Source organism: Bradyrhizobium sp. UFLA05-108 (assembly GCF_059803455.1).
Genome location: NZ_JBANAZ010000004.1, coordinates 154249 through 179471, shown reverse-complemented (window position 1 = coordinate 179471; position 25223 = coordinate 154249). Strand labels below are relative to the sequence as shown.

At 64.3% G+C, this 25223-nt stretch carries 22 protein-coding genes; 17 read left to right on the top strand and 5 right to left on the bottom strand.

Going from position 1 to position 25223, the window contains the following annotated elements; genetic code table 11:
• Positions 1–94 precede the first annotated feature (94 nt).
• Together SO140_RS04680 and SO140_RS04675 are read left to right on the top strand one after the other, a co-directional pair.
• Positions 95–1378 carry a TRAP transporter large permease gene (locus SO140_RS04680; RefSeq protein WP_449383796.1) on the top strand — a complete coding sequence of 428 codons (1284 nt, stop codon included), beginning with the start codon at positions 95–97 and terminating at the stop codon, positions 1376–1378.
• 109 nt (positions 1379–1487) lie between these two features.
• Positions 1488–3419 carry an alkyl/aryl-sulfatase gene (locus SO140_RS04675; protein ID WP_498542374.1) on the top strand — a complete coding sequence of 644 codons (1932 nt, stop codon included), beginning with the start codon at positions 1488–1490 and terminating at the stop codon, positions 3417–3419.
• 183 nt (positions 3420–3602) lie between these two features.
• Here SO140_RS04675 and SO140_RS04670 read toward each other — a convergent pair whose 3' ends face one another.
• On the bottom strand, positions 3603–4673 hold the full coding sequence (locus SO140_RS04670) for a glycosyltransferase family 4 protein (RefSeq protein ID WP_449379538.1): 1071 nt from the start codon (positions 4671–4673) through the stop codon (positions 3603–3605).
• A 311-nt stretch (positions 4674–4984) separates the two neighbouring features.
• Here SO140_RS04670 and SO140_RS04665 point away from each other — a divergent pair, with 311 nt between their 5' ends.
• The 4 genes from SO140_RS04665 to SO140_RS04650 all read left to right on the top strand — a co-directional run bounded on the left by SO140_RS04665 (position 4985) and on the right by SO140_RS04650 (position 10961).
• A complete protein-coding gene (locus SO140_RS04665) occupies positions 4985–6748 on the top strand; it encodes an ABC transporter ATP-binding protein (protein WP_474798171.1) in 1764 nt (587 codons plus the stop codon).
• A 57-nt stretch (positions 6749–6805) separates the two neighbouring features.
• Positions 6806–9010, top strand: a complete 2205-nt coding sequence (locus SO140_RS04660; RefSeq protein ID WP_498539489.1) for an amylo-alpha-1,6-glucosidase — start codon at positions 6806–6808, stop codon at positions 9008–9010.
• A 125-nt stretch (positions 9011–9135) separates the two neighbouring features.
• Positions 9136–9648, top strand: coding sequence for a PRC-barrel domain-containing protein (locus tag SO140_RS04655; RefSeq protein ID WP_449379535.1), 513 nt, complete (start codon positions 9136–9138; stop codon positions 9646–9648).
• A 23-nt stretch (positions 9649–9671) separates the two neighbouring features.
• Positions 9672–10961 (top strand): MFS transporter, encoded by a 1290-nt coding sequence (locus SO140_RS04650; RefSeq protein ID WP_449379534.1) that lies wholly within the window; start codon positions 9672–9674, stop codon positions 10959–10961.
• Between the two features lie 67 nt (positions 10962–11028).
• Here the strand turns inward: SO140_RS04650 and SO140_RS04645 are convergent, their stop codons facing one another.
• The 4 genes from SO140_RS04645 to fixL all read right to left on the bottom strand — a co-directional run bounded on the left by SO140_RS04645 (position 11029) and on the right by fixL (position 14453).
• Positions 11029–11718, bottom strand: a complete 690-nt coding sequence (locus tag SO140_RS04645) for a helix-turn-helix domain-containing protein (protein WP_449379545.1) — start codon at positions 11716–11718, stop codon at positions 11029–11031.
• Positions 11719–11835: 117 nt separating this feature from the next.
• The gene (locus SO140_RS04640) at positions 11836–12258 is read right to left on the bottom strand and encodes a response regulator (RefSeq protein ID WP_449379533.1); all 423 of its coding nucleotides are present in this window, start codon (positions 12256–12258) and stop codon (positions 11836–11838) included.
• Between the two features lie 59 nt (positions 12259–12317).
• On the bottom strand, positions 12318–12935 hold the full coding sequence (gene fixJ / locus SO140_RS04635) for a response regulator FixJ (protein ID WP_449379532.1): 618 nt from the start codon (positions 12933–12935) through the stop codon (positions 12318–12320).
• A gap of 3 nt (positions 12936–12938) precedes the next feature.
• Positions 12939–14453 carry a sensor protein FixL gene (fixL, locus tag SO140_RS04630; RefSeq protein WP_498542373.1) on the bottom strand — a complete coding sequence of 505 codons (1515 nt, stop codon included), beginning with the start codon at positions 14451–14453 and terminating at the stop codon, positions 12939–12941.
• A gap of 215 nt (positions 14454–14668) precedes the next feature.
• Here fixL and SO140_RS04625 point away from each other — a divergent pair, with 215 nt between their 5' ends.
• From SO140_RS04625 to SO140_RS04575, 11 genes are all read left to right on the top strand, one after another.
• Positions 14669–15502 (top strand): universal stress protein, encoded by an 834-nt coding sequence (locus SO140_RS04625; RefSeq protein ID WP_449379530.1) that lies wholly within the window; start codon positions 14669–14671, stop codon positions 15500–15502.
• 33 nt (positions 15503–15535) lie between these two features.
• Positions 15536–15961, top strand: a complete 426-nt coding sequence (locus SO140_RS04620) for a CBS domain-containing protein (RefSeq protein WP_449379529.1) — start codon at positions 15536–15538, stop codon at positions 15959–15961.
• Positions 15962–16176: 215 nt separating this feature from the next.
• Positions 16177–17826 (top strand): cytochrome-c oxidase, cbb3-type subunit I, encoded by a 1650-nt coding sequence (ccoN, locus tag SO140_RS04615; RefSeq protein ID WP_449379528.1) that lies wholly within the window; start codon positions 16177–16179, stop codon positions 17824–17826.
• 11 nt (positions 17827–17837) lie between these two features.
• Positions 17838–18572: a cytochrome-c oxidase, cbb3-type subunit II gene (gene ccoO / locus SO140_RS04610; protein ID WP_449379527.1), complete on the top strand. Its 735-nt coding sequence runs from the start codon at positions 17838–17840 to the stop codon at positions 18570–18572.
• A gap of 13 nt (positions 18573–18585) precedes the next feature.
• The gene (locus tag SO140_RS04605) at positions 18586–18750 is read left to right on the top strand and encodes a cbb3-type cytochrome oxidase subunit 3 (RefSeq protein WP_449379526.1); all 165 of its coding nucleotides are present in this window, start codon (positions 18586–18588) and stop codon (positions 18748–18750) included.
• Positions 18751–18756: 6 nt separating this feature from the next.
• Positions 18757–19629: a cytochrome-c oxidase, cbb3-type subunit III gene (ccoP, locus tag SO140_RS04600; RefSeq protein WP_449379525.1), complete on the top strand. Its 873-nt coding sequence runs from the start codon at positions 18757–18759 to the stop codon at positions 19627–19629.
• 112 nt (positions 19630–19741) lie between these two features.
• The gene (ccoG, locus tag SO140_RS04595; protein ID WP_449379524.1) at positions 19742–21208 is read left to right on the top strand and encodes a cytochrome c oxidase accessory protein CcoG; all 1467 of its coding nucleotides are present in this window, start codon (positions 19742–19744) and stop codon (positions 21206–21208) included.
• 21 nt (positions 21209–21229) lie between these two features.
• Positions 21230–21724: a FixH family protein gene (locus tag SO140_RS04590; protein ID WP_449379523.1), complete on the top strand. Its 495-nt coding sequence runs from the start codon at positions 21230–21232 to the stop codon at positions 21722–21724.
• A gap of 11 nt (positions 21725–21735) precedes the next feature.
• Positions 21736–23940 carry a cation-translocating P-type ATPase gene (locus SO140_RS04585; protein WP_449379522.1) on the top strand — a complete coding sequence of 735 codons (2205 nt, stop codon included), beginning with the start codon at positions 21736–21738 and terminating at the stop codon, positions 23938–23940.
• The gene (gene ccoS, locus SO140_RS04580) at positions 23928–24110 is read left to right on the top strand and encodes a cbb3-type cytochrome oxidase assembly protein CcoS (protein ID WP_449379521.1); all 183 of its coding nucleotides are present in this window, start codon (positions 23928–23930) and stop codon (positions 24108–24110) included. Before SO140_RS04585 ends, ccoS begins: the two co-directional genes overlap by 13 nt.
• A gap of 170 nt (positions 24111–24280) precedes the next feature.
• A complete protein-coding gene (locus tag SO140_RS04575) occupies positions 24281–25219 on the top strand; it encodes an oxygenase MpaB family protein (RefSeq protein WP_449379520.1) in 939 nt (312 codons plus the stop codon).
• Positions 25220–25223: the final 4 nt, after the last annotated feature.

Below are 25223 nucleotides of genomic sequence, written 5' to 3'. Positions count from 1 at the left end.
CTCGCCGCTCGGCGTGATCCTGATTCTGGCGCCGATCCTGATCTTCGCGCTGTGCCTTGCCGAAAAGTCCGGCGTCATCGTGCTTCCGCATTGGATGCGCGCCGCCACCGTGTTTGCACTGCTGATCGCGCTGATGCTGACGGGCATCCCGGTCTCGATCGCGCTCGGCCTCACCGTGATGACGTTCCTGTTCACGTTGACGGCGGTGCCGATCGAGGCCGTCTCGATGAAGCTCTTCACCGGCATCGAGAGCTTTGAGATCATGGCGATCCCGTTCTTCATCCTCGCCGGCAACTTTTTGACCCATGGCGGCGTGGCGCGGCGCATGATCAATTTCGCGACCTCGCTGATCGGCCACTGGCATGGCGGTCTCGGCCTTGCCGGCATCGTCGCCTGCGCGATGTTCGCGCTGGTGTGCGGCTCGAGCGTCGCCACGGTGGCTGCGATCGGCGCCATCGTGCTGCCCGAGATGGTCCGCCACGGCTATCCCATGCGCTTCGGCGCCGGTATCATCACGGTCGCCGGCTCGCTCGGCATCCTGATGCTGCCCTCGATCCCGAAGATCGTCTACGCGGTCTCGACCAACACCTCGATCGGCGCGCTGTTCGTCGCCGGCCTGCTGCCCGGCATGATGCTGACCACGATGCTGTGCATCGTGACCTGGTGGCTTGCGCGCAAGCGCGACTATCCGCGCCTCCCGAAGGCGAGCTGGGGTGAGACGGTACGCACCTTCCGTGAGAGCATCTGGGGATTGATGCTGGTCGTCATCATCATCGGCGGCATCTATAGCGGCCTGTTCACCGCGACCGAGGCGGCCGCGATGGCGGCGGTCTATTCCTTCTTCATCTCGGTCTTCGTCTACAAGGCGATCGGGATGAAGGACGTGCCGCGCGTGCTGCTCCGTGCCGCCAACACCAGCGCGATGCTGCTCTACATCGTCACCAATGCGGTGCTGTTCTCCTTCGTGCTGTCCAACGAGAACCTGCCGGCAACGCTCGCCGATTGGATCGCGGCACAGAATCTCGGCTGGGTCGGCTTCCTCCTGGTCGTCAACGTGCTGTTGCTGCTCGCCGGCAATTTCATGGAGCCGAACTCGATCATCCTGATCATGGCGCCGATCCTCGCGCCGGCGGCGAAGAAGCTCGGCATCGATCTCGTTCATTTCGGCATCGTCATCGACGTCAACATGGAGGTCGGCCTTTGCCACCCGCCTGTCGGGTTAAATCTCTACGTGGCGTCGATGATCGCGCGAATGCGCATCACCGAGCTCGCGGTGGCCGTCATGCCGTGGCTGCTCACGATGCTCGCCTTCCTGGTCGTCGTGACCTACTGGCCCGAGCTGACGCTGTTCCTGCCGAGAGTGCTCGGGATGCACTAGGATCAGGCGTCGCAGACGTAGCGACCGGCATTGCCGGTCGCGGGCTGTTGGAACCAGCGCGCGAATGCGCTTAGATGGCGCCCGACCAAATCAGGAGGGAGCCGGCCCGATGACCGAGATCGCGAGCAGCGAGCCGAAAGATGCAACGTCGCCCGTCATCGCGCAGCACGAGGCGATGCTGAGCGCGCTGCCGTTTTCCGACACGCGGGATTTCGAAGACGCTACACGCGGCTTTCTAGGCACCATCGAGAATGCGAAGATCACCAACCCGCAAGGCCGGACGGTCTGGAGCTTCGAGCCCTACAGCTTCCTGTCGGCCGAGCCGGCGCCGCCGACGGTCAATCCGAGCCTGTGGCGCCAGTCGCGCCTCAACATGCACCACGGCCTGTTCGAGGTGGTGCCCGGCGTCTATCAGGTGCGCGGGCTCGACATCGCCAACATGACGCTGATCGAAGGCGACAGCGGCGTCATCGTGGTCGATACCCTGACCTCGATCGAAGGCGCCCGCGCCGCGCTCGATCTCTATTTCAGGCATCGCGGCCTACGGCCTGTCGCAGCGGTCATCTTCACCCATACCCATACCGATCACTGGGGCGGCGCGCGCGGCGTTCTGGAGGAGGACGCGCTCGCCACGGGCCGCGTGCCGATCATCGCGCCGAACATGTTCATGGAGCACGCGGTCTCCGAGAACATCATCGCTGGCCCCGCGATGCTGCGCCGGGCGCAATATCAGTTCGGGCCGTTCCTCACCAAGGGGCCGCGCGGGCAGGTCGATTGCGGTCTTGGCAAGTCGATGGCGGCTGGTTCAGTGGCGCTGCTGCGTCCGACCGACCTGATCATGGCGACCGGCGACACGCGGGTGATTGACGGCGTCGAATTCGAGTTCCAGATGGCGCCGAACAGCGAGGCACCGGCCGAGATGCACTTCTTCATCCCGCGCTACAATGTTTTGAACTTAGCTGAGAACTGCACGCATAACTTCCACAATCTGTTGCCGTTCCGCGGCGCCGACGTGCGCGATGCGCTGGCCTGGTCGAAATACCTGAATGAGGCGCTTTCTCTGTGGGGCGGCAAGGCGGAGGCGATGTGTGGCCAGCATCACTGGCCGGTGTGGGGGCGCGAGCGCATCGACACCATGATCCGCCAGCAGCGCGACCTCTACAAGTTCGCGCATGACCAGACCATCCGCCTGATGAATCACGGCTTGACCGCAGCCGAGATCGCCGAGACGATCAAGCTGCCGCAAAGTCTGGAAGGCGCCTGGCACGGCCGCGGTTATTACGGCCACATCCGTCACAATGTGAAGGCGATCTACCAGAAATACCTCGGCTGGTACGATGCGAACCCCGTCAATCTCGATCCGCTGCCGCCGGTCGAATCCGGCAGGAAGTATGTCGAGTATATGGGTGGTGCGGACGCGATCCTCGCACGAGCCAGGAAGGACTTCGACAAGGGTGAGTTTCGCTTCGTGGCGCAGGCGCTGAGCCACCTCGTCTTCGCCGAGCCGGATCATGTGGCGGCACGTAGCCTACTCGCCGACACGCTGGAGCAGCTCGGCTATGCCGCGGAAAGCGCGACCTGGCGCAACGCCTATCTGTTCGGCGCGCAGGAGCTGCGCCAGGGCATGCCGAAGACCCCGCCACGCCCGCCGATGCCGCGCGAGACGCTGGCCGCACTTCGCACTTCCCAGCTCTGGGACGTGCTCGGCATTCGTCTCAACGGGCCGAAAGCGGAGGGCAAGCACATCGTGCTGAACTGGAGCTTTTCCGACACCGGCGAGACCTTCGCGCTCAATCTCGAGAATTCCGCGCTCACTTACACCGAAGACACGCAGTCGGAAAAAGCCGACGCCAGCTTCACGCTCTCCCGTTCCACGCTCGACGAGGTGATTGCCAAGCTCACGACATTTCCGGAGGCAGTTGCCGCCGGCAAGATCAAGCTGTCGGGCAACGCGCTTCGCCTCGCCGAGCCGATGGCCCTGATGGACGAATTTCCGCGCATGTTCGAGATTGTCGAGCCAAAGCGCGTGGTGGTGACGTAGGCGGCACGCGCCACACGTTCTCTGTTATCGCCGATCTCGGTGTCATCGCCCGCCTTGTGCGCAATTGCGCACTGGGGCGGGCGATCCAGTATTCCAGAGACAGCGAGGAATATGGGGAGGCGGCCGCATACTGGATTCCCCGCTTTCGCGGGGAGTGACAGCGGAGAACGTGGAAGCGCGGCGCTACTCCGCGCTGCTCACCAGCTTGATCCTCGGCGCGGTCGCCTCCATCAGGCCGCGGTAGGCGGCGAGATAGTCGAGCGCCATACGCCTTGCGGTGAAGCGCGTTTCGAACTGCTTGCGGATTGCGCTGCGGCTCAGTTGCGGCAGGCGACCGACGGCCGCGACCGCGCTGATCTCGTCCTCGACGACGAAGCCGGTCAGGCCCTCGTCGATGATCTCCGGCGCCGAGCCGCGATTGAAGGCGATCACCGGCGTGCCGCAGGCCATGGCTTCGATCATCACCAGTCCGAACGGCTCGGGCCAGTCGATCGGCAGCAGAAGACTGAGCGCGCCGCTCAAAAACTCCGATTTCTCGTGGTCGCTGATCTCGCCGATGAATTCGACCAGCGGATTGTTCTCGATCAGCGGTCGGATCAGCTCGTCGTAATAATCCTGGTCGGCGCGATCGACCTTGGCCGCGATCTTCAGCGGGATGCCGCAGCGCGTCGCGATGTTGATGGCCCGATCGACGCCCTTTTCCGGCGCGATGCGGCCGAGCACCGCGAGATAATCCTGCTTCGCAGGCGCCGGCGTCAGCAGATTTTCCGGCAGGCCATGATGAATTGTGCGCACCCAATTGGCCTGCGGCACCGGCCGCCGCTGCGCGTTCGAGATCGAGATGACCGGGATTTCAGAGAACGTATTGAACACCGGCTGATGCTCGGGCAGGTCGAGCCGGCCGTGCAGCGTCGTCAGGAATGGCGTCGGCTGGCGATAGAATAGCGACCAGGGATAGTAATCGAGGTGAAAGTGGAGAAAGTCGAACTCCTCCTCGTCGCATTTCTGCCGCACCCGCTCCAGCATCACCATGTGCAGCGCGTTGGGATCGCGCACCGAGCCGTCCAGGCGCAGCGCCTTGGGCCATGTCGCGTCGAGCTTGGCCGAGGTATGCGAGTCGCCGCTGGCGAACAGGGTTACATCGTGTCCCAGCGCCACCAGTTCCTCCGTCAACCAATGCACCACCCGTTCGGTGCCGCCATAAAGCTTGGGTGGAACAGCCTCCGTCAACGGAGCTACCTGCGCGATGCGCATCTCACCATCCTCCTTGTCGCGATCATGAAAGTTGAACCCCAGCTCACTTCGGCACCGGCATGCCAGCCATGGGAACGTTCCCGCATCTGCGAAGTTCCACACTTCAAAGGTTACTTATTGGACACGTCCGCAATGCGGCGTGACTCGTCCGCAATCTGGTCTTGATGATGTCACGACTGTTTCTCAGATCGTCCGCATCGTCATGTCGTGATCGCATTGCAAGGGAACCGGAACGAACCGGTCGATGTTCACTCAGCCAGTGCCGCGCGAGGCACGACTGACAATTGCTTAGATGACGGGGTGGCAGCCATATGGATCAACTATCGGGTTACGCGAGGCGGCCGTTTGCCTTTGTTTTGCGCTATCTTCGCCGGCGGCTGGCGTCGCATCTGGTGATCCTGACCGCTGTGGTCGCGGCTGTCGCCTGCTCCGTGGGAACGCAATATGGCGTCAAATCGCTGGTCGACAGCCTGTCTGCCGGCGCTTCTCATGGCGGAAGCGTATGGCTGTCATTCGCTTTCCTCATGTCGCTGATCACTGCCGATAACTTCCTGTGGCGTATTGCAAGTTGGACAGCGAGTTTCACCTTTGTCGGCGTGACCGGGGATCTGCGTCGCGACATCTTCCGGCATCTGACCGGTCACGCGCCGAGCTACTTCTCGGATCGCATGCCGGGCATGCTTACCAGTCGTATCACCGCCACCTCCAACGCCGTGTTCACCGTGGAGAACATGTTTGTTTGGAATGTCCTGCCGCCGTGCATTGCCACAATTGCGGCAATCCTACTGATTGGAACCGTGAGTCTTTATATGGCGGCGGGTTTGATCGTAATCGCCGGTGGCATGGTAATCGCGATGTTCCACCTTGCCGCAGCCGGCAAGCCGCTGCATGACGATTTCGCCGACAAGGCCGCCGTCGTCGACGGCGAGATGATCGACGTCATCAGCAACATGCCACTGGTGCGGGCATTCTGCGGCATCACCCACGAGCATCAGCGCTTCGACGCCACCGTGAACCGGGAACTGACGGCGCGCGGCCGCAGTCTTCGTTACCTGGAAAAGCTGCGCCTGACCCACGCCGCGGTCACCGTCGTCCTGACGCTCGCGCTGCTCGCCTGGGCCATCACGCTCTGGCAGAAGGGCGAAGCGACGACTGGCGAGGTCGTGCTGGTCTGCACGCTCGGGCTCTCGATCCTCAACGCCACCCGCGATCTTGCGGTCGCGCTGGTCGACGTCACCCAGCATGTTGCGCGGCTGACGGAGGCGATCGCAACGCTCCTGGTTCCGCACGAATTGCGTGACCACCCCGAAGCCGAGCCGCTGGTCAAGCGCGGCGCCGCGATTGCCTTCAACAACGTGACATTCGGCTATCCCGGAGCTTCGAAGATCTTCGAGCGCTTCAGCCTGCGGCTGCAGCCCGGTCAGCGCGTCGGCCTGGTCGGGCAGTCCGGCGGCGGAAAATCGACGCTGTTTACGCTGTTGCAGCGGTTCTATGACGTCGATGACGGCAGCGTCACCGTCGATGGCCAGGACATCGCGCGGGTGACGCAGCAGAGCTTGCGTGAGGCAATCTCCGTGGTGCCGCAGGACATTTCGTTGTTTCATCGCTCGGTCCGCGAGAACATCCGTTACGGCCGGCCCAACGCGACCGACGACGAGGTGTTGCGCGCGGCGATCGCGGCGCGCTGCGATTTCGTCGAGAGTATGCCCGAGGGGCTCGACACCATGGTCGGGGACCGCGGCGTGAAACTCTCCGGTGGCCAGCGTCAGCGCATCGCAATCGCGCGCGCCTTCCTGAAGGACGCGCCGATCCTGCTGCTCGACGAGGCGACCGCAGCGCTCGACAGCGAGGCGGAGGAGGCGATCCGCGAGGCGTTGTCGCGCCTGATGCGCGGCCGCACCGTGATTGCGATCGCGCACCGGTTGGCAACCCTGCGCAATTTCGACCGGGTGGTGGTGCTGAAGGCTGGCAAGATCATAGAGGACGGATCGCCCGACCGCCTGATGCAGAACCACGGGCCTTACCGCGAGCTGGTCACACAGGAGATGAACCGGCTCTCGAAGTTCGCCGCGTAAGTCGCTAGTCGCGTTCAGGTCGATTGCGTTTTGGATAACGGCGCAGGGGAATAGCGCATGTCAGCCGAAGTCGTCACCCAGTTCGTCGCGGCATCGCGAACCGTGGAAGTGGTGGAGGAGCAGCCGTTCTACATTCCCATGACGGGACCTGCGGCGCGGCCGCGGCGGTCGCTCAAGCACGACGACACCTTCATCGTGCTCGACAGCCATGGCGATATCGGCGCGTCCGCCGGTGGTCCGGACGGCCTGTTCAACTGCGACACGCGCTATCTCGCGCGGCTCGAGCTCGTGCTCGACGATCTTCAGCCGTTGCTGCTCGGCTCGAACCTGCGTGACGACAACTCGGCTCTGACCGTCGATCTCACCAATCCCGATATCTACCGCAATGGCCGCATCGTCCTCCAGAAGGACCTGCTGCACATCGTGCGCACGGTGTTCCTGTGGCGCGGCACGGCCTATCAGCGCATCGGCCTGCAGAACCATGGCGACCGGCCGGCGAGCTTCGAGCTGACGCTGCTGTTCGACAGCGATTTCGCGGATCTGTTCGAGGTGCGCGGCGAGAAGCGGCTGCGTCGGGGGACCGGCGCGAGCAAATTGGTTGGCCCGACCGACGTCCTGTTCGAATATCGGGGCCTCGATGACGCGCAGCGCACGACGGGGCTGCATTTCGATCCAAGGCCAACCCGGCTCTCGGTCAATGCCGCCACCTGGCAGCTCGAGCTCGAGCCGCATCATACGAAGTCGTTGTTCGTGGCGGTGTCCTGCAACCGGCCGCAAACACTCAAGCCAGTGCGGTTCTTTCCGGCCATGCTGGCGCATCGCCGCGAAATGCGCTCCTGTACGGCGGGGGCAACCAGCATCGAGACCTCCAACAACATCTTCAACGAGGTGTTGTGCCAGGCGATGGCCGACCTCAACATGCTGATGACGGATACGCCGCAGGGCCGCTATCCCTATGCCGGCATTCCCTGGTACTCGACGACCTTCGGTCGCGACGGCCTGATCACGGCCTTGCAGATGCTGTGGATCGATCCGCGGGTCGCCAGGGGCGTGCTGCGGCGACTCGCGCACTTCCAGGCAAAGGCCACTGACCCGCTCGCCGACGCCGAGCCCGGCAAGATCCTGCACGAGATGCGCGGCGGCGAGATGGCGGCGCTGCGCGAGGTGCCGTTCGCGCAATATTACGGCAGCGTCGATTCGACCGCGCTGTTCGTGCTGCTCGCCGGCCACTATTTCGAGCGCACCGGCGATGTTGAGACGCTGCTGGAATTGTGGCCTGCGATCGAAGCCGCGCTGGCCTGGATCGACGGACCCGGCGATCCCGACCAGGACGGCTTCGTCGAATATCAGCGTGCCTCGGAGCAGGGCCTTGCCAACCAGGGCTGGAAAGACTCCTATGATGCGATCTTCCATGCCGACGGCACGCTCGCCGAAGGCTACATCGCTCTCGCCGAAGTGCAGGGCTATGTGTTTGCCGCCAAGCAGCTCGCCGCGCGCTGCGCCCTGCGGCTGGGCAAGCCGGACAAGGTGAGGAAGCTGGAGGCCGAGGCAAAGGCGCTCGCCGCACGCTTTGAGGACGCGTTCTGGTGCGAGGAGCTCGGCACCTATGCGCTCGCGCTCGACGGCGCCAAGCGGCCCTGCAAGGTGCGGACGTCGAATGCCGGCCAGCTCCTGTTCAGCGGCATGATCAGGGAGGACCGCGCGCGCAAGGTCGCTGCCGACCTGATGCGGCCGTATTTCTTCTCCGGCTGGGGCATTCGCACCGTGGCGCTCGGCGAAATCAGATACAATCCGATGTCCTATCATGACGGTTCGGTCTGGCCACACGACAATGCGCTGATCGCGCTCGGGCTCGCGCGCTACGGCCTGAAGCATTCGGTGGCGCACGTCTTCAAGGGCCTGTTCGAGGCCGCGACCTATATGGACCTCCGGCGGCTGCCGGAATTGTTCTGCGGCTTCCGGCGCGAGAAGCGCCGCGGCCCGACGCTCTATCCGGTCGCCTGCGCGCCGCAGGCCTGGGCCAGCGCGACGCCGTTCACGCTGCTGGAAGCTGCGCTCGGCATCGAGTTCGACGTCGCGCGCAGCGAGATCCGCCTGCGCAATCCGCATCTGCCGGCGTTTTTGAACGAGGTGGTGCTGCACGACCTGCAACTGGGCCCGTCCAGCGTCGATTTGCGGATCCGCCGCCACGGCACCGATGTCGCGCTCGAGGTGCTGCGCACGCGCGGACAGATCCAGGTATCGATCGTGCTGGCGCACTAGTGGCATGATCCGGAAAAGTGTGGAGCGGTTTTCCGAAAAGATCATGCTCAAACAACAACCTAAAGCGCGATGACGATTCGTCACAATCTCATCGCGCTTTAGCATCGCCAGCCGGAGGAGGTCGCATGCCCGCCATGACGCGGTTGATGCTGGTCGCAGTGATCCTGGGAAGCATCGCGCCTGCGATGTCGTACGCGGCGGAGGAGCCGCCTGCGGTGCAAACCGAGCCGAACGCTCCGCCATCGCCGGCCCCGGCCGCGCCTGTGGTGCCGAAGGATGCGCCGCCGCCGCCGTCGGTTACCATCATCGGTGCCAGCGACGCGCACGGCGTGCTCGGGCGCGACGTGCGCAGCGCCGCCGATGAGGACATGGGGCGCATCGTCGACGTCGTCGTCGATCGCACCGGCAAGGTGCGCGCGGCGGTGATCGATTTCGGCGGCTTCCTCGGCGTCGGCAGCCGCAAGATCGTGGTCGACTGGAACGCGCTGCACTTCGGCAAGATCGCCAACAAGAAGGACAGCATCAGCCTGGAGCTGACCAAGGCCCAGGTCGCGGCTGCGCCGGAGTACAAGGAGGACACACCGATCGTCGTGTTGGGTGCGTCCGGCACCCTGCAACCGCTGCAGTTCATTCCGTAAGGAAAGGGGAGGGCAGACTGTCGGTGCGCTTGTCCAGGAAGCCGAGCCATCCGAGCAACGATCAACGTGGCCCACCTGAGAGCCGCAACGCTGTCCCTGCGCTTCCGCAACCTGTGCCGTCAAAGCAAAGCCTGCGGGCGCTGGACTGGTTCATCTTCTTTCTGGCCGACGTGCAGACCGGCTTTGGCCCGTTCATCGCGGTGTATCTGACGACGCAGAAATGGACGCAGGTCGAGATCGGCCTCGTGCTGTCGATCGGCGGCATCGTCGCCCTGATCGGTCAGATGCCGGGTGGCGCGATCATCGACGCCGCGAAATCCGAGCGGCTGGTCGCGGGGCTGGCCATCGCGACCATCGGCTGCTGCGCGCTTGCGTATGCGGCGATGCCGATCTTTCCGGTCGTGGTGACGGCGGCGACCCTGCATGCGGCCGCGAGCTGCGTGCTGGGGCCGGCGATCGCCGCGATCAGCCTCGGCCTTGTCGGGCCGTTCGCGATCGGCGAACGGCTCGGCCGCAACGCGCGCTTCGCATCGCTTGGCAACGGCGTCGCCGCCGCGGTGATGGGCACCGCCGGCTATCTGCTGTCGAGCCGCTCGGTGTTCCTGGTCACCTTCCTGCTCGCTATCCCGACCCTGATCGCCCTGTCGCGGATCCGCGAGGAGGAGGTCGACGTGGCGCGCGCGCATGGCGAAATGCCGCGCGAAGCCGCCGAAGGCGCGGACACGAATGTGTGGCATCTGCTGAGGCAGCGGCCGCTGTTGATCTTCGCCTGCAGTGTGATGCTGTTGCAGCTTGCGAACGCGGCGATGCTGCCCTTGATGGCGAGCGTGGTGACGACGCGGTCCAGCCAGTGGGCGACTGTCCTGATCGCGGGCTGTATCATCGTGCCGCAGGCGATCGTTGCGCTGATGTCGCCGTCGGTCGGGCGCAAGGCGCAGGCCTGGGGCCGGCGGCCGCTGCTGCTGCTAGGGTTCGGCGCGCTTGCGATTCGCGGGCTTTTGTTCGCAACCGTCCGCGACCCCTATCTCTTGGTGCTGGTGCAGGTGTTCGACGGCATCACGGCTGCGGTGTTCGCGGTGATGATTCCACTAATCGTCGCCGACGTCGCCTTTGGCAGCGGCCATTTCAATCTTGCGCAGGGAGTCGTGGGAACCGCGACCGGCATCGGCGCGTCGCTGAGCACCGTGCTCGGCGGCTTCATCAGCGACAGGTTCGGCAGCAGCACCGCCTTCGTCGGCCTAGCCTGTGTCGCCGCGGCTGGGCTCGTCCTGATTCTCCTGGTCATGCCGGAGACGCGGCGCAGCGCAGGTTGAGAATGAGAAAATGGCCGGCCGAAACGGATTCGGCCGGCCAGTTGGGAAGATGGCAGGGAGGAAGAAATCAGGCGTCGAGATTGTGCAGGCGCTGGCGGTTGCGCAGCACGATCTGACGGGCGCCGGAAAAGCCCAGGATGCCCTGGGAATGAAGCTGCGACAGCGCGCGCGACACCGTTTCCAGCGTCAGGCCGAGATAGTCGCCGATGTCGCGACGGCACATCGGCAGCGCCATCATGCCGGCGACGGCGAGCCGGCGGTCCATTTCGAGCAGGAAGGTCGCAACGCGCTCCATGGCGGTCTTGCGGCCGAGCAGCAGCATGTGGTCCTCGGCGTGGCGCAGTTCGCCCGCGGTCATCGCCCAGAGCTTGCGGGCAACCTGCACGTCGGTGCCGGCGGCTTTCTCGAGGCTGGAGCGCTTCACGAGGCGCACGGTGGTGTCGATGATGGCCTCGGCGGCGAGGCGATGGGTGGCGCCGGATTCGAGACCGAACACGTCGCCGGGAAGGTGGAAGGCGCCGATCTGGCGGCGGCCGTCGGAAAGGAGCTTGTAGCTGCGCACCGCGCCGGAGACGACCTGGTAGACGTATTCAGCAGGCTCGTCCTCGCCGTAGATCTCCTCGTCCTTGCGGTAGGAGAACTCGGTGGCGACAAGACCGACATGGCCGGTGATGGCGCCGAACTGATCGGAGACTGGATGAGCGGCGGGGGCGATCTTGCTGCCGTGAATCTGGGTATTGAGCAACTGGGTGAGCATCTTGGCCATCTCCATTTCAGATGGCAGATGGTTACCGCGGGTTTCGGGGCGTGAAAATTTCGAGCGATATCTTAAGGGGGTGTACCTACGTAGATTCCCGTAGGTCGGTCCTCGAGGTCAGCCGTTGGGCTTGCGCTGGATGGCGCCGCGGATGCGCTTGATGAGATTCTCGTCGAGAAGCGGCTTCAAGATCACGTCCTTGATCCCGACCGCGGCGGCGCGGGTCGAAATATTCTCGTCCGGATAGCCCGTGATCAGGATCACGGGCGTGTCGCCCTCCGACTTGCGCAGGCGCCTGGCGAGCTCGACGCCGTTGATATCGGGCATCTTGTAATCGATCACGTAGCAGTCCGCGCCAGGGGAGTGCGGGGTATTCAGCAATGCCGTGGCATTCCTGAAGGTCCGCACGGCGAAGCCGTCCGTTTCGAGCAGGAATCGCAGTGATCCCAGGACGGCATCGTCGTCGTCGACCACGTAGACGGTGGGCTTGAGGGGGGACGACATTGGATCCCGCCTATGGTGTAAGCTGATCTCAGTCATGCGACTTTGCTAACACGCGACGGGGAGACGGACTTGACATGCCTCAAGTCGAAGCCGGCTCAATCCTTGAGCATGCCGGCGCGCATCGCCAGCCGCACCAGCTCCGACAGGCTGCCAGCCTGCATCTTGGTCATGACGTTCGCCCGGTAGACTTCGATGGTGCGCGGGCTGATGTCGTATTCGCGGGCAATCAGCTTGTTGGAGAGGCCCGCGATCAACCCCTCCATGACCTGGCGCTCACGCGGGCTGAGCGAGGCCAGACGCGCGGCGACGTTCTGCGTGATTGCCTCGCTCTTGGCAGCAGGCTCGGCCCGGTGGATCGCGGTTTCGATCATCGCGATCAGGCGATCGTCATCGAACGGCTTTTCGAGGAAGTCGACGGCGCCAAGCTTCATGGCTTCGACCGCCAGTGGAACGTCGCCATGACCGGTCATGATCAGGATCGGGAATGGGCTTTGCGTGGCCTTCATGCGCTTCAGGAGCTCGATCCCGTCAAGCCCGGGCATGCGCACGTCGGACACCACGCAGCCGAAGGGGAGACCCGGCAGCGCATCGAGAAAGCCTTGCGCCGCCTCGAACAATCGGACACTGAAGCTGGACGAATCCAGCAGGAACTTCAGCGAATCCCGCATCGCCTCGTCGTCGTCGATGACGTAGACATGTCCTTTGGTGGTCATTGATCAGTTCTCGTCGGCTGCCGGCAAGGTGAAGCGAAACGTCGCGCCGCCCGATGCGTTGCTCTCGGCCCACATGCGGCCGCCGTGAGCCTCGATGATCGAGCGGCTGATGGAAAGTCCCACGCCCATGCCGGTCTCCTTCGTCGTGAAGAAGGTCTGGAACAGGTTCGGTATCACGTCGTCGTGGAAGCCGGATCCGGTGTCGGCGACTTCCACTTCGATCATGTCGTCGACCACCTCGGTGTTGGTCACGACGAGCTCGCGCCGTGGCGATTGCGCCATGGCCTCCAGCGCGTTGCGGAACAGGTTGACCAGCACCTGCTGGATCTGGACGCGGTCGGCCAGCACCAGGTCGGCCTCTGGATCAAGATTGAAGCGGAGCTGAACGTTCTGCTCGCGCGCGCCGGCAAGGCCGAGGGCGCCGGCTTCCTCGATCAGCTTGGAGAGGCTCTCGACCCGCTTCTCGGATTCGCCGCGCGAGACGAAGTCGCGCAGGCGGCGGATGATCTGGCCGGCGCGCAGCGCCTGCTCGGCGGCGCGGTCCATCGCGCTCTCGATCTTTTCGATATTCGGATCCCTGCTGCCTGCCAGCAGCCGGCGCGAGCCCTTCATATAGTTGCTGATGGCCGCCAGCGGCTGGTTGAGCTCGTGAGCGAGCGCCGAGGCCATCTCCCCCATGGCGCTCAGGCGCGAGACATGGACGAGCTCGGACTGCAGCTCCTGGAGCCGCGCCTGGGTGTGCTGGTGCTCGGTCATGTCGCGGACGAAGCCGGTGAAATAAGGCTCGCCGCCGGATTGCATCTCGCCGATCGACAGGTGCATCGGAAACGTCGTGCCGTCGCGCCGCTTGCCGGTGACGATGCGGCCGATGCCGATGATGTGGGGATCGCGCGTGGTGCGGTAGCGGGCGATATAGCTGTCGTGGCGGGAGCGGTCGGGGTCGGGCATCAGGATGTTGACGTTCTGGCCGATCGCCTCATGCTCCAAATAGCCGAACAGGCGCTCGGCGGCCGTGCTGAACAGCTGGATGATGCCATGGCCGTCGATGACGATCATGGCATCGGGGATCGTGTGCAGGATCGAGCGGAGATGGGTCTCGCGGGTGCGCAGCGCTTCCTCGACCTGCTTCTCCTCGTCGATGTCGAGAAAGATCCCACTCAGATGCCGCGCGCTACCGGCCTCGTCCCGGATCAGGCCGGCGCGGGCCCTGATCCATTGTCCTCTGCCGGAATCGGCGATCCGGAAAGACACGTCGAATCCGCCGCCGCGCTCGGCGACGCGCCCGATCGCGGCTTCGACGCGCTCGCGGTCTCTCGGCTCGAGGCGTGACAGAAAAAGCTCATAGGTAATCGGCTGGCTGCGGGCGACGCCGAACATCGCCCCGGCCGCATCCGACCACTCGAATTCCTGCGTCTTGAGGTCGAGGTCCCAGGTGCCGACGCCGAATCCCTCGATCCGCACCCGGAAATGTTCGCCCCGACCGTCATCTGCCGGATGAGTTACGCGGGTCGGGCTCAATTTGCTTCCATCCTTGCGTTGTGGTCCGGGGCGCGGTTCCGCGACCGCAATTTCGCGCATGGCCGCCCCGGAGGCAAGTTCGGCGATCGGTTACCTCGCGACCGGTTGACCAGTCCAGCGGCGGCCCGAACCGTTTGCCGGCTTGATCTATCTCATCCCGCGCCCGCCGCGGTGCGCCTAGCATGGCTGCGATCTGCAAGCTCGGGAGACTTGGAATGACATACGCGACCGTCATGGTCAGCCTGGCGCTTGGTCAGCCCAATGAGGCGAGGCTTCAGGCCGCGGGCGAGCTCGCGGAGCGATTCGAGGCGGCGATCGTCGGAGTTGCCGCGGCGCAATTCGCGCCGCCACTCTATTTCACTGACAGCGCCGAGGCGCAGCGTCTGATCGACCAGGGCGAGGCCTCGGTCCGGCAGCGCCTTGCCGATCTGGAGGGACAATTCCGTACTGCAACCAGGAATCGCGGCGGGCGCGTCGAGTGGCGCGGCGCGGTCGATTTCCCGGCGCGTTACGCGCTGCAGCAGGCGCGTTGCGCCGACATCATCGTCAGCGGGGGGCAAAGCCCGGCTTTCGCGGATGCCTTCTCGCTTGCGAGCCCCAAGGACCTGGTGATGCAGGCCGGCCGTCCGCTGCTGGTCGTGCCTGACAGCTTCAACTGGCTCGATCTGCGCAGCGTGCTGGCGGCCTGGAAGGATACGCCGGAGGCGCGGCGTGCGCTCGTCGATTCACTGCCGCTGCTGCGCAAGGCGAGGGAGATCACGATCGTCGCGATTCCGGAGCCGGATGACGATCGTCCGGCGGTGCTGGCCTCTGTCACCGACGTCGTTTCCTGGCTCGCCCGCCATGGCGTCACGGCCACTGCCAGGGTGTCGGAAGCGGGCCGGAACGAAAGCGTGGCTGACCATTTGGGTAAGTTGGCTGCCGACGTCGGAGCCGGCCTGATCGTTGCCGGCGCCTACGGCCATTCGCGGTTCCGCGAATTGGTCCTCGGCGGCGTCACGCAATATCTGCTCACCCAGTCAGCTTGCTGCGTGCTGCTGTCGCACTGACTCCTTGACCGAAAGACAATCAGAGGACGCGCCGTGTACAGATTCCTTGAACAGACCACCGACGGCTACATGACGCGCAACGTCAAGACCGTGGTGCGCGATCTCAACGTGCTCGAGCTCAGCGAGATGTTCGAGCGCGACGACTTCAACGGCTATCCGGTCGAGGAGGATGGGCAGGTCGTCGGTATCGTCACCAAGTTCGATATCCTGAAATGCTTTGCGTTCACGCCAAGCCAGATGGTGCCGCGCTATCTCGACCTGATGAATCGCAAGGTCGGCGACGTCATGACGCCGGAATTCATCTACGTTCATCCAGATACGCGGTTGACCCGCGTGCTCCAGCTCATGGTCGAGCACCGGATTCGGAGCATCATCGTGCTCGACGGAACGCAGAAGCTCGTCGGCATCATCGCGCGGGAGGACGTCATCACCGCGCTCAAGGCGACCGCGCGCGACTAGCCTGTCGGCTGGCTCATTTCTGCGACATCCGGGCTCCGTGAATTTGCCGGAGGCCGGGTCCAGTCATTCGCGCGGAACCGTACGTAAGCGGCTGATATTGCTTCCCGATGTCCCCTGGGTCGGGGCTGCCGGAAATCCGACTATCTTGATTTCAATCAATTCCCCGCGAGCATGGATATGGTTTCTGGCTGCGTGTTCTTTCAGAGAGAATCCGCATGAGCCAGCCCTCCATTTCCAAATCCATGACCATCGGTGAAAGCGGCCTGGCGGCAGTGTTCGCAGTCACCGCCTTCCTCTGTGTGGTCGCGGCAGCCAAGGCGCTCGATGCGCCCTTCGCCTTCCATGCCTCGCTGAGCGCTGCGGCGAGCATCGCGGCGGTCTTCGTCATTCTCAACCGCTACTTCGAGCGCGCGGCGGCGCTGCCGCCCGCGGAGATCAACGGCCGGCCCAACTACAATATGGGGCCGATCAAGTTCTCCGCCTTCATGTCGATGTTCTGGGGCATCGCCGGCTTCCTGGTCGGCCTGATCATCGCCTCGCAGCTCGCCTGGCCCGCGCTCAACTTCGACCTGCCCTGGACGAGCTTTGGCCGCCTGCGTCCGCTGCACACCTCGGCCGTGATATTCGCGTTCGGCGGCAACGTGCTGATCGCATCCTCGTTCTACGTCGTGCAGAAGTCTTGCCGTGTCCGGCTTGCCGGCGATCTTGCGCCCTGGTTCGTCGTCGTCGGCTACAACTTCTTCATCCTCGTCGCCGGCACCGGCTATCTGCTCGGCGTTACGCAGTCCAAGGAATATGCGGAGCCGGAATGGTATGCGGACCTCTGGCTGACCATCGTTTGGGTGACCTATCTGCTGGTCTTCCTCGTCACGGTGATCAAGCGCAAGGAACCGCACATCTTCGTCGCGAACTGGTTCTATCTCGCCTTCATCGTGACGATCGCCGTCCTGCATCTCGGCAATAATCCCGCGCTGCCGGTGTCGGTGTTCGGCTCCAAATCCTACGTCGCCTGGGCCGGCGTTCAGGACGCGATGTTCCAGTGGTGGTACGGCCACAACGCGGTCGGCTTCTTCCTGACCGCCGGCTTCCTCGCCATCATGTACTACTTCATCCCGAAGCGCGCGGAGCGGCCGATCTATTCCTACCGGCTGTCGATCATCCACTTCTGGTCGCTGATCTTCCTCTACATCTGGGCCGGCCCGCACCATCTGCACTACACCGCGCTGCCGGACTGGACACAGACGCTCGGCATGACCTTCTCGGTGATGCTGTGGATGCCGTCCTGGGGCGGCATGATCAACGGCCTGATGACGCTGTCTGGCGCCTGGGACAAGCTGCGCACCGACCCCGTGCTGCGCATGCTCGTGGTCTCCGTCGCCTTCTACGGCATGTCGACCTTCGAAGGCCCGATGATGTCAATCAAGGTCGTCAACTCGCTCAGCCACTACACCGACTGGACCATCGGCCACGTGCATTCCGGTGCGCTCGGCTGGGTCGGTTTCGTCTCCTTCGGCGCGCTGTATTGCCTGGTGCCGTGGGCCTGGAATCGTAAGGGTCTCTACAGCCTCAAGCTCGTCAACTGGCACTTCTGGATCGCGACGCTTGGCATCGTCCTCTACATCTCGGCGATGTGGGTGTCCGGCATCCTCCAGGGCCTGATGTGGCGCGCCTACACCTCGCTCGGCTTTCTCGAATATTCCTTCATCGAAACCGTGGAAGCGATGCATCCCTTCTACATCATCCGCGCGGCCGGCGGAGGGTTGTTCCTGATCGGCGCGCTGATCATGGCCTACAATCTCTGGATGACCGTGCGCGTCGGCGAGGCGGAAGTGCAGATGCCCGTCGCTCTTCAGCCGGCGGAATGAGGAGCTCAGCAATGTCATTCTGGACACGCCACCAAATCTTCGAAAAGAACTCGATCGTCCTGGTCGTCGGCATCCTGCTGGTGATCTCGATCGGCGGTCTCGTCGAGATCGCGCCGCTGTTCTACCTCAAGAGCACGATCGAGGTGGTCGACGGCGTGCGGCCCTATACGCCGCTCGAGCTCGCCGGCCGCAACATCTACGTCCGCGAGGGCTGCTATCTCTGCCACTCGCAGATGATCCGTCCCTTGCGCGACGAGGTCGAGCGCTACGGTCACTTCTCGCTCGCCGCCGAGAGCATGTACGACCACCCGTTCCAGTGGGGCTCCAAGCGCACAGGACCGGATCTTGCCCGCGTCGGCGCCAAATATTCCGACGACTGGCACGTGACCCATCTGACCAACCCGCGCGCCATCGTGCCGCAGTCGGTGATGCCGGGTTATCCGTTCCTGGCCGAGAACGAAGTCGATCTCGCCACGATTGCCGATCACATGCGAACGCTCAAGGCCGTCGGCGTGCCCTACAGCGACGACCAGATCGCCAATGCGGCCAACGACCTGAAGGCGCAGGCCGATCCGGATAATGCCGGCAGCGATGCCTTCACCAAGCGCTACGCCAAGGCGGTGGTGCGCAACTTCGACGGCAAGCCGGGCACCCCGACCGAGATGGACGCGCTGATCGCCTACCTGCAGATGCTCGGCACGCTCGTCGACTTCAAGCTCTACAACGAGAAAGCCAATCTCCGCTGAGAAGGCATGAACGATGAAAGCAATTCTGACAGTCCATAACTTTGCATCCGATCTCGTGACGACGATCTGGACGCCGGCCTTCGTCGCGATCTTCCTCGCGATCGTCGCCTACGCATTCTGGCCGCGCAACAAGGCCGCCTTCGACGAGGCGGCGCGACTGCCGTTGCGCGAGGAGTGAGGGATCATGACCGACCACGGTGAATTCGACAGCGTCTCCGGCAAGACCACGACCGGACACCAATGGGATGGCATCAAGGAGCTGAACACGCCGCTGCCGCGCTGGTGGCTGGTGACGTTCTACCTCACCATCGTCTGGGCGATCGGCTACTGGATCGTCTATCCGGCCTGGCCATTGATTTCGAGCAATACCACCGGCCTGCTCGGCTATTCGACGCGCGCCAGCCTCGCGGTGGAGCTCGCCAATCTCGAGGCCGCCCGCGGCGAGAAGATGGCGGCGCTGGCGGCCGCTCCCCTCGCTGACATCGAGAAGGATCCGGCGCTGCTGGCACTGGCGCGTGCCAAGGGCAGGGTCGTATTCGGCGACAATTGCGCGCCATGCCACGGCAGCGGCGCAGCCGGCGCAAAGGGCTTCCCGAATCTCAACGACGACGACTGGCTGTGGGGCGGCACGCTCGACCAGATCATGCAGACCATCCAGTTCGGCGCGCGGTCCGGTCACGCCAAGACCCATGAGGGGCAGATGCTCGCCTTCGGCAAGGATGGCGTGCTGAAGCCCGACGAGATCGTCACGGTCGCCAACTACGTCCGCTCGCTGTCGGGCCTGTCGACCCGGCCGGGCTATGACGCCGCCAAGGGCGAAAAGATCTTCACTGAGAATTGCGTCGCCTGTCATGGCGACGGAGGCAAGGGCAATCAGGAGATGGGCGCGCCCAACCTGACCGACAAGATCTGGCTCTACGGCTCGGACGAGGCGACCCTGATCGAGACCATCAGCCAGGGCCGCTCCGGTGTCATGCCGGCGTGGGACGGACGGCTCGATCCCGCTACCCTCAAGGCGATGGCGGTCTACGTCCACTCGCTCGGCGGCGGCAAGTAACGTCGCGGCGAAGGCAAAGACGGGGCGGGGAAACCCGCCCCCGTTTGAGCTGGATCAACTGCACGGTCGGAGTTCGATCTAGGTTCAATCGTACCTGCAAACGGATTCAGCGATGAGCATGGCCGTGAACCCGAACGAGCTCGCACAGGAAGATGATTACGGGCCGCTCTACGCCTCCCGCAAGAAAGTCTACCCCCAAAGCGTCTCGGGCACGTTCCGCCGGACCAAATGGGGGCTGATGGCATTCTGCCTCGGCGTCTACTATTTCCTGCCGTTCGTGCGCTGGAACCGCGGCCTGGGCGCCCCGAGCCAGGCCGTGCTGATCGATCTGCCCAACAGCCGCTTCTACTTCTTCTTCATCGAGCTGTGGCCGCAGGAAGTCTACTACTTTACCGGCCTGCTGATCGTCGCCGCGGTGGCGCTGTTCCTGATGAACTCCATCGGCGGCCGCATCTGGTGCGGCTACCTATGTCCGCAGACCGTCTGGACCGACCTGTTTTACGCCGTCGAGCGGCTGATCGAGGGCGATCGGCGCGAGCGCATGAAGAAGGACGCCTCGTCCGATCCGATGAAGCTCGAGCGCATTTCAGAGATCGTGCTCAAGCATTCGATCTGGCTGCTGATCGCCTGGTGGACCGGCGGCGCCTGGGTGCTCTATTTCAACGATGCGCCAACGCTGGTGAAGCAGCTCGTCACGTTTCAGGCGCCGATGATCGCCTATATCTGGATCTGCATCCTCACCGCGACGACTTATCTGCTCGCCGGCTACATGCGCGAGCAGGTCTGCACCTATATGTGCCCCTGGCCGCGCATCCAGGCCGCGCTCACCGATGAATGGGCGCTCAACGTCACCTACCGCTACGACCGCGGCGAGAAGCGCACGTCGGTCAAGAAGGCCGCCGAGCTGCGTGCGCTCGGCGAGCAAGTCGGCGACTGCGTCGATTGCTACCAGTGCGTCGCGGTTTGCCCGACCGGCATCGACATCCGCAACGGGCCGCAGATGGAATGCATCCAGTGCGGCCTGTGCATCGATGCCTGCGATGCCGTGATGACCAAGATCGGCCGGCCAACCCGACTGATCGCCTATGACAACGACATCAACATCCAGCGCCGCCAGGAAGGCAAGCCACCGATCTATCGCATCGTGCGGCCCCGCACCACCGTCTACAGCGCGATCATCGCGGTCATCGGCGGCATCATGCTCTATGCGCTGCTGACCCGCAGCCTGCTCGACGTCAACGTACTGCACGACCGCAACCCGATCGCCGTCAAGCTGAGCGACGGCTCGATTCGCAACGCCTACACGGTCCGGCTGCTCAACAAGCGCGGCTTCGACCGCGTCATCGCGATTGACGTCGACGGGCCGGTGAATGCGAAGGTCCATGTCGTCGGCGTCGATTCCGTCACGCCGGACCGGCCGATGGTCGTGATCGGTCGCGACCAGACCGCGGAATTGCGGCTGCTGGTGACGGCGCCGGCCGAGAGCAATCCGGAGAAATCGATCCCGGTCCATTTCCACGTCACCGATATCGGGCTCGGCGAGGTCGCCTCCGCCACCGACAATTTCGTCGCGCCCTGAGAACATCGTTTGGAGTTCGCCATGGCATCCGCCGCACCGAAGCCACTGACCGGGACCACGGTCCTCATCATTCTGGTTGCGTTTTTCGGCGTCGTAATCGGCGTCAACGCCACCATGATGAAGCTTGCGATCGCGACGCTCCCCGGCACCGACGTCGACAGTCCCTATGCTGCCGGTCTCACCTACGAGAGGGAGATCGCGGCGGCGCGGGGCCAGGCGGAGCGGAAATGGCAGGTCGACGCGAAGATCCAGCGCAGCGCCGATGGCGGCGCGACGGTGCGGATCGAGGCCCGGGATGCCACCGGCCGCCCGGTCACCGGTCTGAAATTCTCAGGGCGACTGGAGCGGCCGACCGACAAGCGCGCCGACCTGTCCGTGGAGCTCGCCGAGATCGGCATCGGAGTCTATGGCGGCAACGCGACCGCCGTCGCACCCGGCCAGTGGGATCTCGTGCTCGAGGGCGATGCGCGCGGCGAGCGAATGTTCACGTCGCGCAATCGCGTGATCCTGAACTGAAGGAAGTTCTCATGCAGCTCTCGCGCGATTTCTCCCATTATGTTCGTGCTGCGGGTGACGGGCTCCAGCACATCGATCTCGCGGTCGAGGGCGTGCACTGCGCCGGCTGCATGGCGAAGATCGAGCGCGGTCTCTCCGCCATTCCCGACGTGACGCTGGCGCGGGTGAACCTCACCGACCGCCGCGTCGCGCTGGAATGGAAGGAGGGCACGCTCGATCCTGCGCGCTTCATCGATCGGCTCGAAGAACTCGGCTACAGGGCCTATCCTTACGAGACGGCAAGCGCGGAGGCGACCGAGGTCGCGGAGTCGCGCTTCCTGCTTCGTTGCCTCGGCGTTGCAGCGTTCGCGACCATGAACGTGATGATGCTGTCGATCCCGGTGTGGTCCGGCAATGTCAGCGATATGCTGCCCGAGCAGCGCGATTTCTTCCACTGGCTGTCGGCACTGATCGCGCTGCCGGCCGCGGCCTATGCCGGCCAGCCGTTCTTCCGCTCGGCCTGGCGCGCGGTGTCGGCGAAGACCACCAACATGGACGTCCCGATCTCGATCGGGGTGATCCTCGCACTCGGCATGTCCGTGGTCGAGACCATCCATCATGCCGAGCACGCCTATTTCGACGCTGCGATCATGCTGCTGACTTTTCTCCTGGTCGGCCGCTTTCTCGACCAGAACATGCGCCGGCGGACGCGTGCGGTCGCCGGCAATCTGGCGGCGCTGAAGGCCGAGACTGCGGCAAAGTTCGTCGGCCCTGACGAGATCTCGCAGGTGCCGGTCGCCGCGATCAATCCAGGCGACATCGTGCTGCTGCGACCCGGCGAACGCTGCGCTGTCGACGGCACCGTAATCGAGGGTCGTTCGGAGATCGACCAGAGTCTGATCACCGGCGAGACGCTTTACGTCACGGCTGACAGAGGCACGCCGGTCTATGCCGGCTCGATGAATGTCTCCGGCGCCTTGCGGGTGCGGGTTTCGGCCGCGTCGGAAGCGACGTTGCTCGCGGAGATCACGCGCCTGCTCGACAACGCGCTCCAGGCGCGCTCGCGCTATCGGCGGCTCGCCGACCGTGCCTCGCGCCTCTATGCGCCCGTGGTGCATGCGACCGCGCTCCTCACCATCCTCGGCTGGGTGCTGGCCGGTGCAGGCTGGCACGACGCGATCGTCACCGGCGTCGCCGTGCTGATCATCACCTGCCCTTGCGCGCTCGGACTTGCGATCCCGACGGTGCAGACGGTGGCCTCGGGCGCGATGTTCAAATCCGGTGTGCTGCTCAACGCAGGTGACGCGATCGAGCGGCTGGCGGAGGCCGATCACATCATCTTCGACAAGACCGGCACCCTGACATTGCCGGATCTCGACGTGGTCAATGCGGCGGCGATCCCTGCCGATATCCTGGCGCTCGCCGGGCAGCTCGCGCTGTCGAGCCATCATCCCGTCGCGGCCGCGGTGGTGCAGGCTGCCCGCGCCAAATCGCCGATCGTCGGCGCGGTCGAGGAAGCCGGGCAGGGGGTGCGCGCAAGCATCAACGGCATCGAGATCCGCCTTGGCCGGCCGTCTTTTTGCGGTGCCGAGGAACTCGTGAAGAGCGGCGCCGATCTCGACCCGGAAGCGTCCATCGTCGCCTTCAGCAGGGGGGCGGAAAAGTTCATTTTCATGGTGCGGCAGGCCCTGCGTCCGGATGCGGTCACGGTGATTGGGGCGCTGAAGGCCCGCAATCTCGGTGTCGAGATCCTCTCTGGCGACCGTGAGCGGGCGGTGAAGGCGGCGGCAGATGCGCTCGGGATTCCCGAGTGGCGCGCCGGTGTCACGCCGGCCGACAAGATCGCGCGGATCGAGGAGCTCAAGCGACGTGGCACCCGCGTGCTGATGGTCGGCGACGGCATGAACGATGCGCCCTCGCTGGCGGCAGCCCATGTCTCGATGTCGCCGATCTCGGCCGCGCATCTCAGCCAGGCGACCGCGGACCTCGTCTTCCTCGGCAAGCCGCTCGCGCCGGTCGTGACCGCCGTCGACCACGCGCGAAAGGCGCTGCATCTGATGCGGCAGAATCTCTGGCTCGCGATCGGCTACAACATCCTGGCGGTGCCGATTGCCATCAGCGGCGTCGTGACGCCGTTGATCGCGGCGGCCGCGATGAGCGGATCGTCCATCCTGGTCATGCTGAACGCGCTGCGCGCGCGCAGCGCCTCACGGGGGATTGCATCATGGAAGTCCTGATCATCCTCGTCCCTCTGGCGCTGGGGCTCGGACTTGCCGGCCTCGTCGCCTTTCTCTGGTCGCTCAAGAGCGGCCAGTATGATGATCTCGACGGCGCAGCCTGGCGCGCCATCGCAGATGACGAACCGCCGCAGGAGACGCAGCCTGATTTGGCAGAAGTGAAGCGCTAGGCATCGCTTCGGAGCGCAAACGTCAGGATCGCAGATCGCGCGGCGGCATCGTGCGCAGTGGTGTTGCACGATAATCCTGATATCCTGCCGGTCGCAGCGGAGTAGCGCGGGGCAGTCCATTCAGCTCATCCGCGTGACCTTCGCAATTGGCCCCAAGCGGATGTTGCAAAGTGATTTCCGAGAACGACCTGGAGTCTGCGCTCGATCATATCAGGAGCAAGGCAGCTGGATCGACGGCGGGTATTTTTGGACCGGCCTCACTGACCTGGCGAATTGACCGAGAGGCCGTGATCTTTCTCGGAGCCGGCCGTGCGCTGCTGCTTCAACTGGCCCATCCATGGGTCGCTGCCGCCATTGCCGAGCACTCCAGGACGCTCGCCGATCCGATCGGTCGCTTCCATCGAACCTTCGATGTCATGTTTACGATGGTATTCGGCTCGCTCGATCAGGCGCTGACGGCTTCCCGCAAGCTGCATCGCCGTCACGCCATGATCGTCGGCCGCTTGCCGGATGCCATCGGGTCGTTTGAAGCGAATTCGCACTACTGTGCCAATGAAGTCGCGGCGCTGCGCTGGGTTCACGCCACGCTCGTCGAGAGCGCGGTCATGGCGCACGACCTTGTCTTCCCGCCGTTCTCGGCCGACGAGCGCGAGCGATACTGGGCCGAATGCCGGCTGTTCGCAGCGATGTTCGGGCTGACCCCGAGCGACCTGCCGGCGGATTGGCAATCCTTTCGCGCCTACATTGAAGCCATGACCCGCTCGGAGGTTTTGACCGTCGGCACCGCGGCGCGCGAGGTGGCCGGTCAAATTCTCGGGGGCGTCGGACGATCCTGGCTACGGCCACCCAAATGGTACCGGGCACTGACAGTCCGGATGTTGCCCGAACAACTGGTCGCGGGTTTTGGGTTGGCTTGTGACGAAGCCGACGACAGGGCGGCGGACCGCGCGCTCAAGTGGATACGACACATCTACCCCCGGCTGCCGGCCCGCCTGCGCTATGTCGGTCCGTATCAGGAAGCCCAAGCGCGGCTGCGCGGGAGGCCAAAACCCGGTTGGATGACGCGATGCCTCAACAGGGCCTGGATCGGACGGTCTTCGATCGGATGAAGCC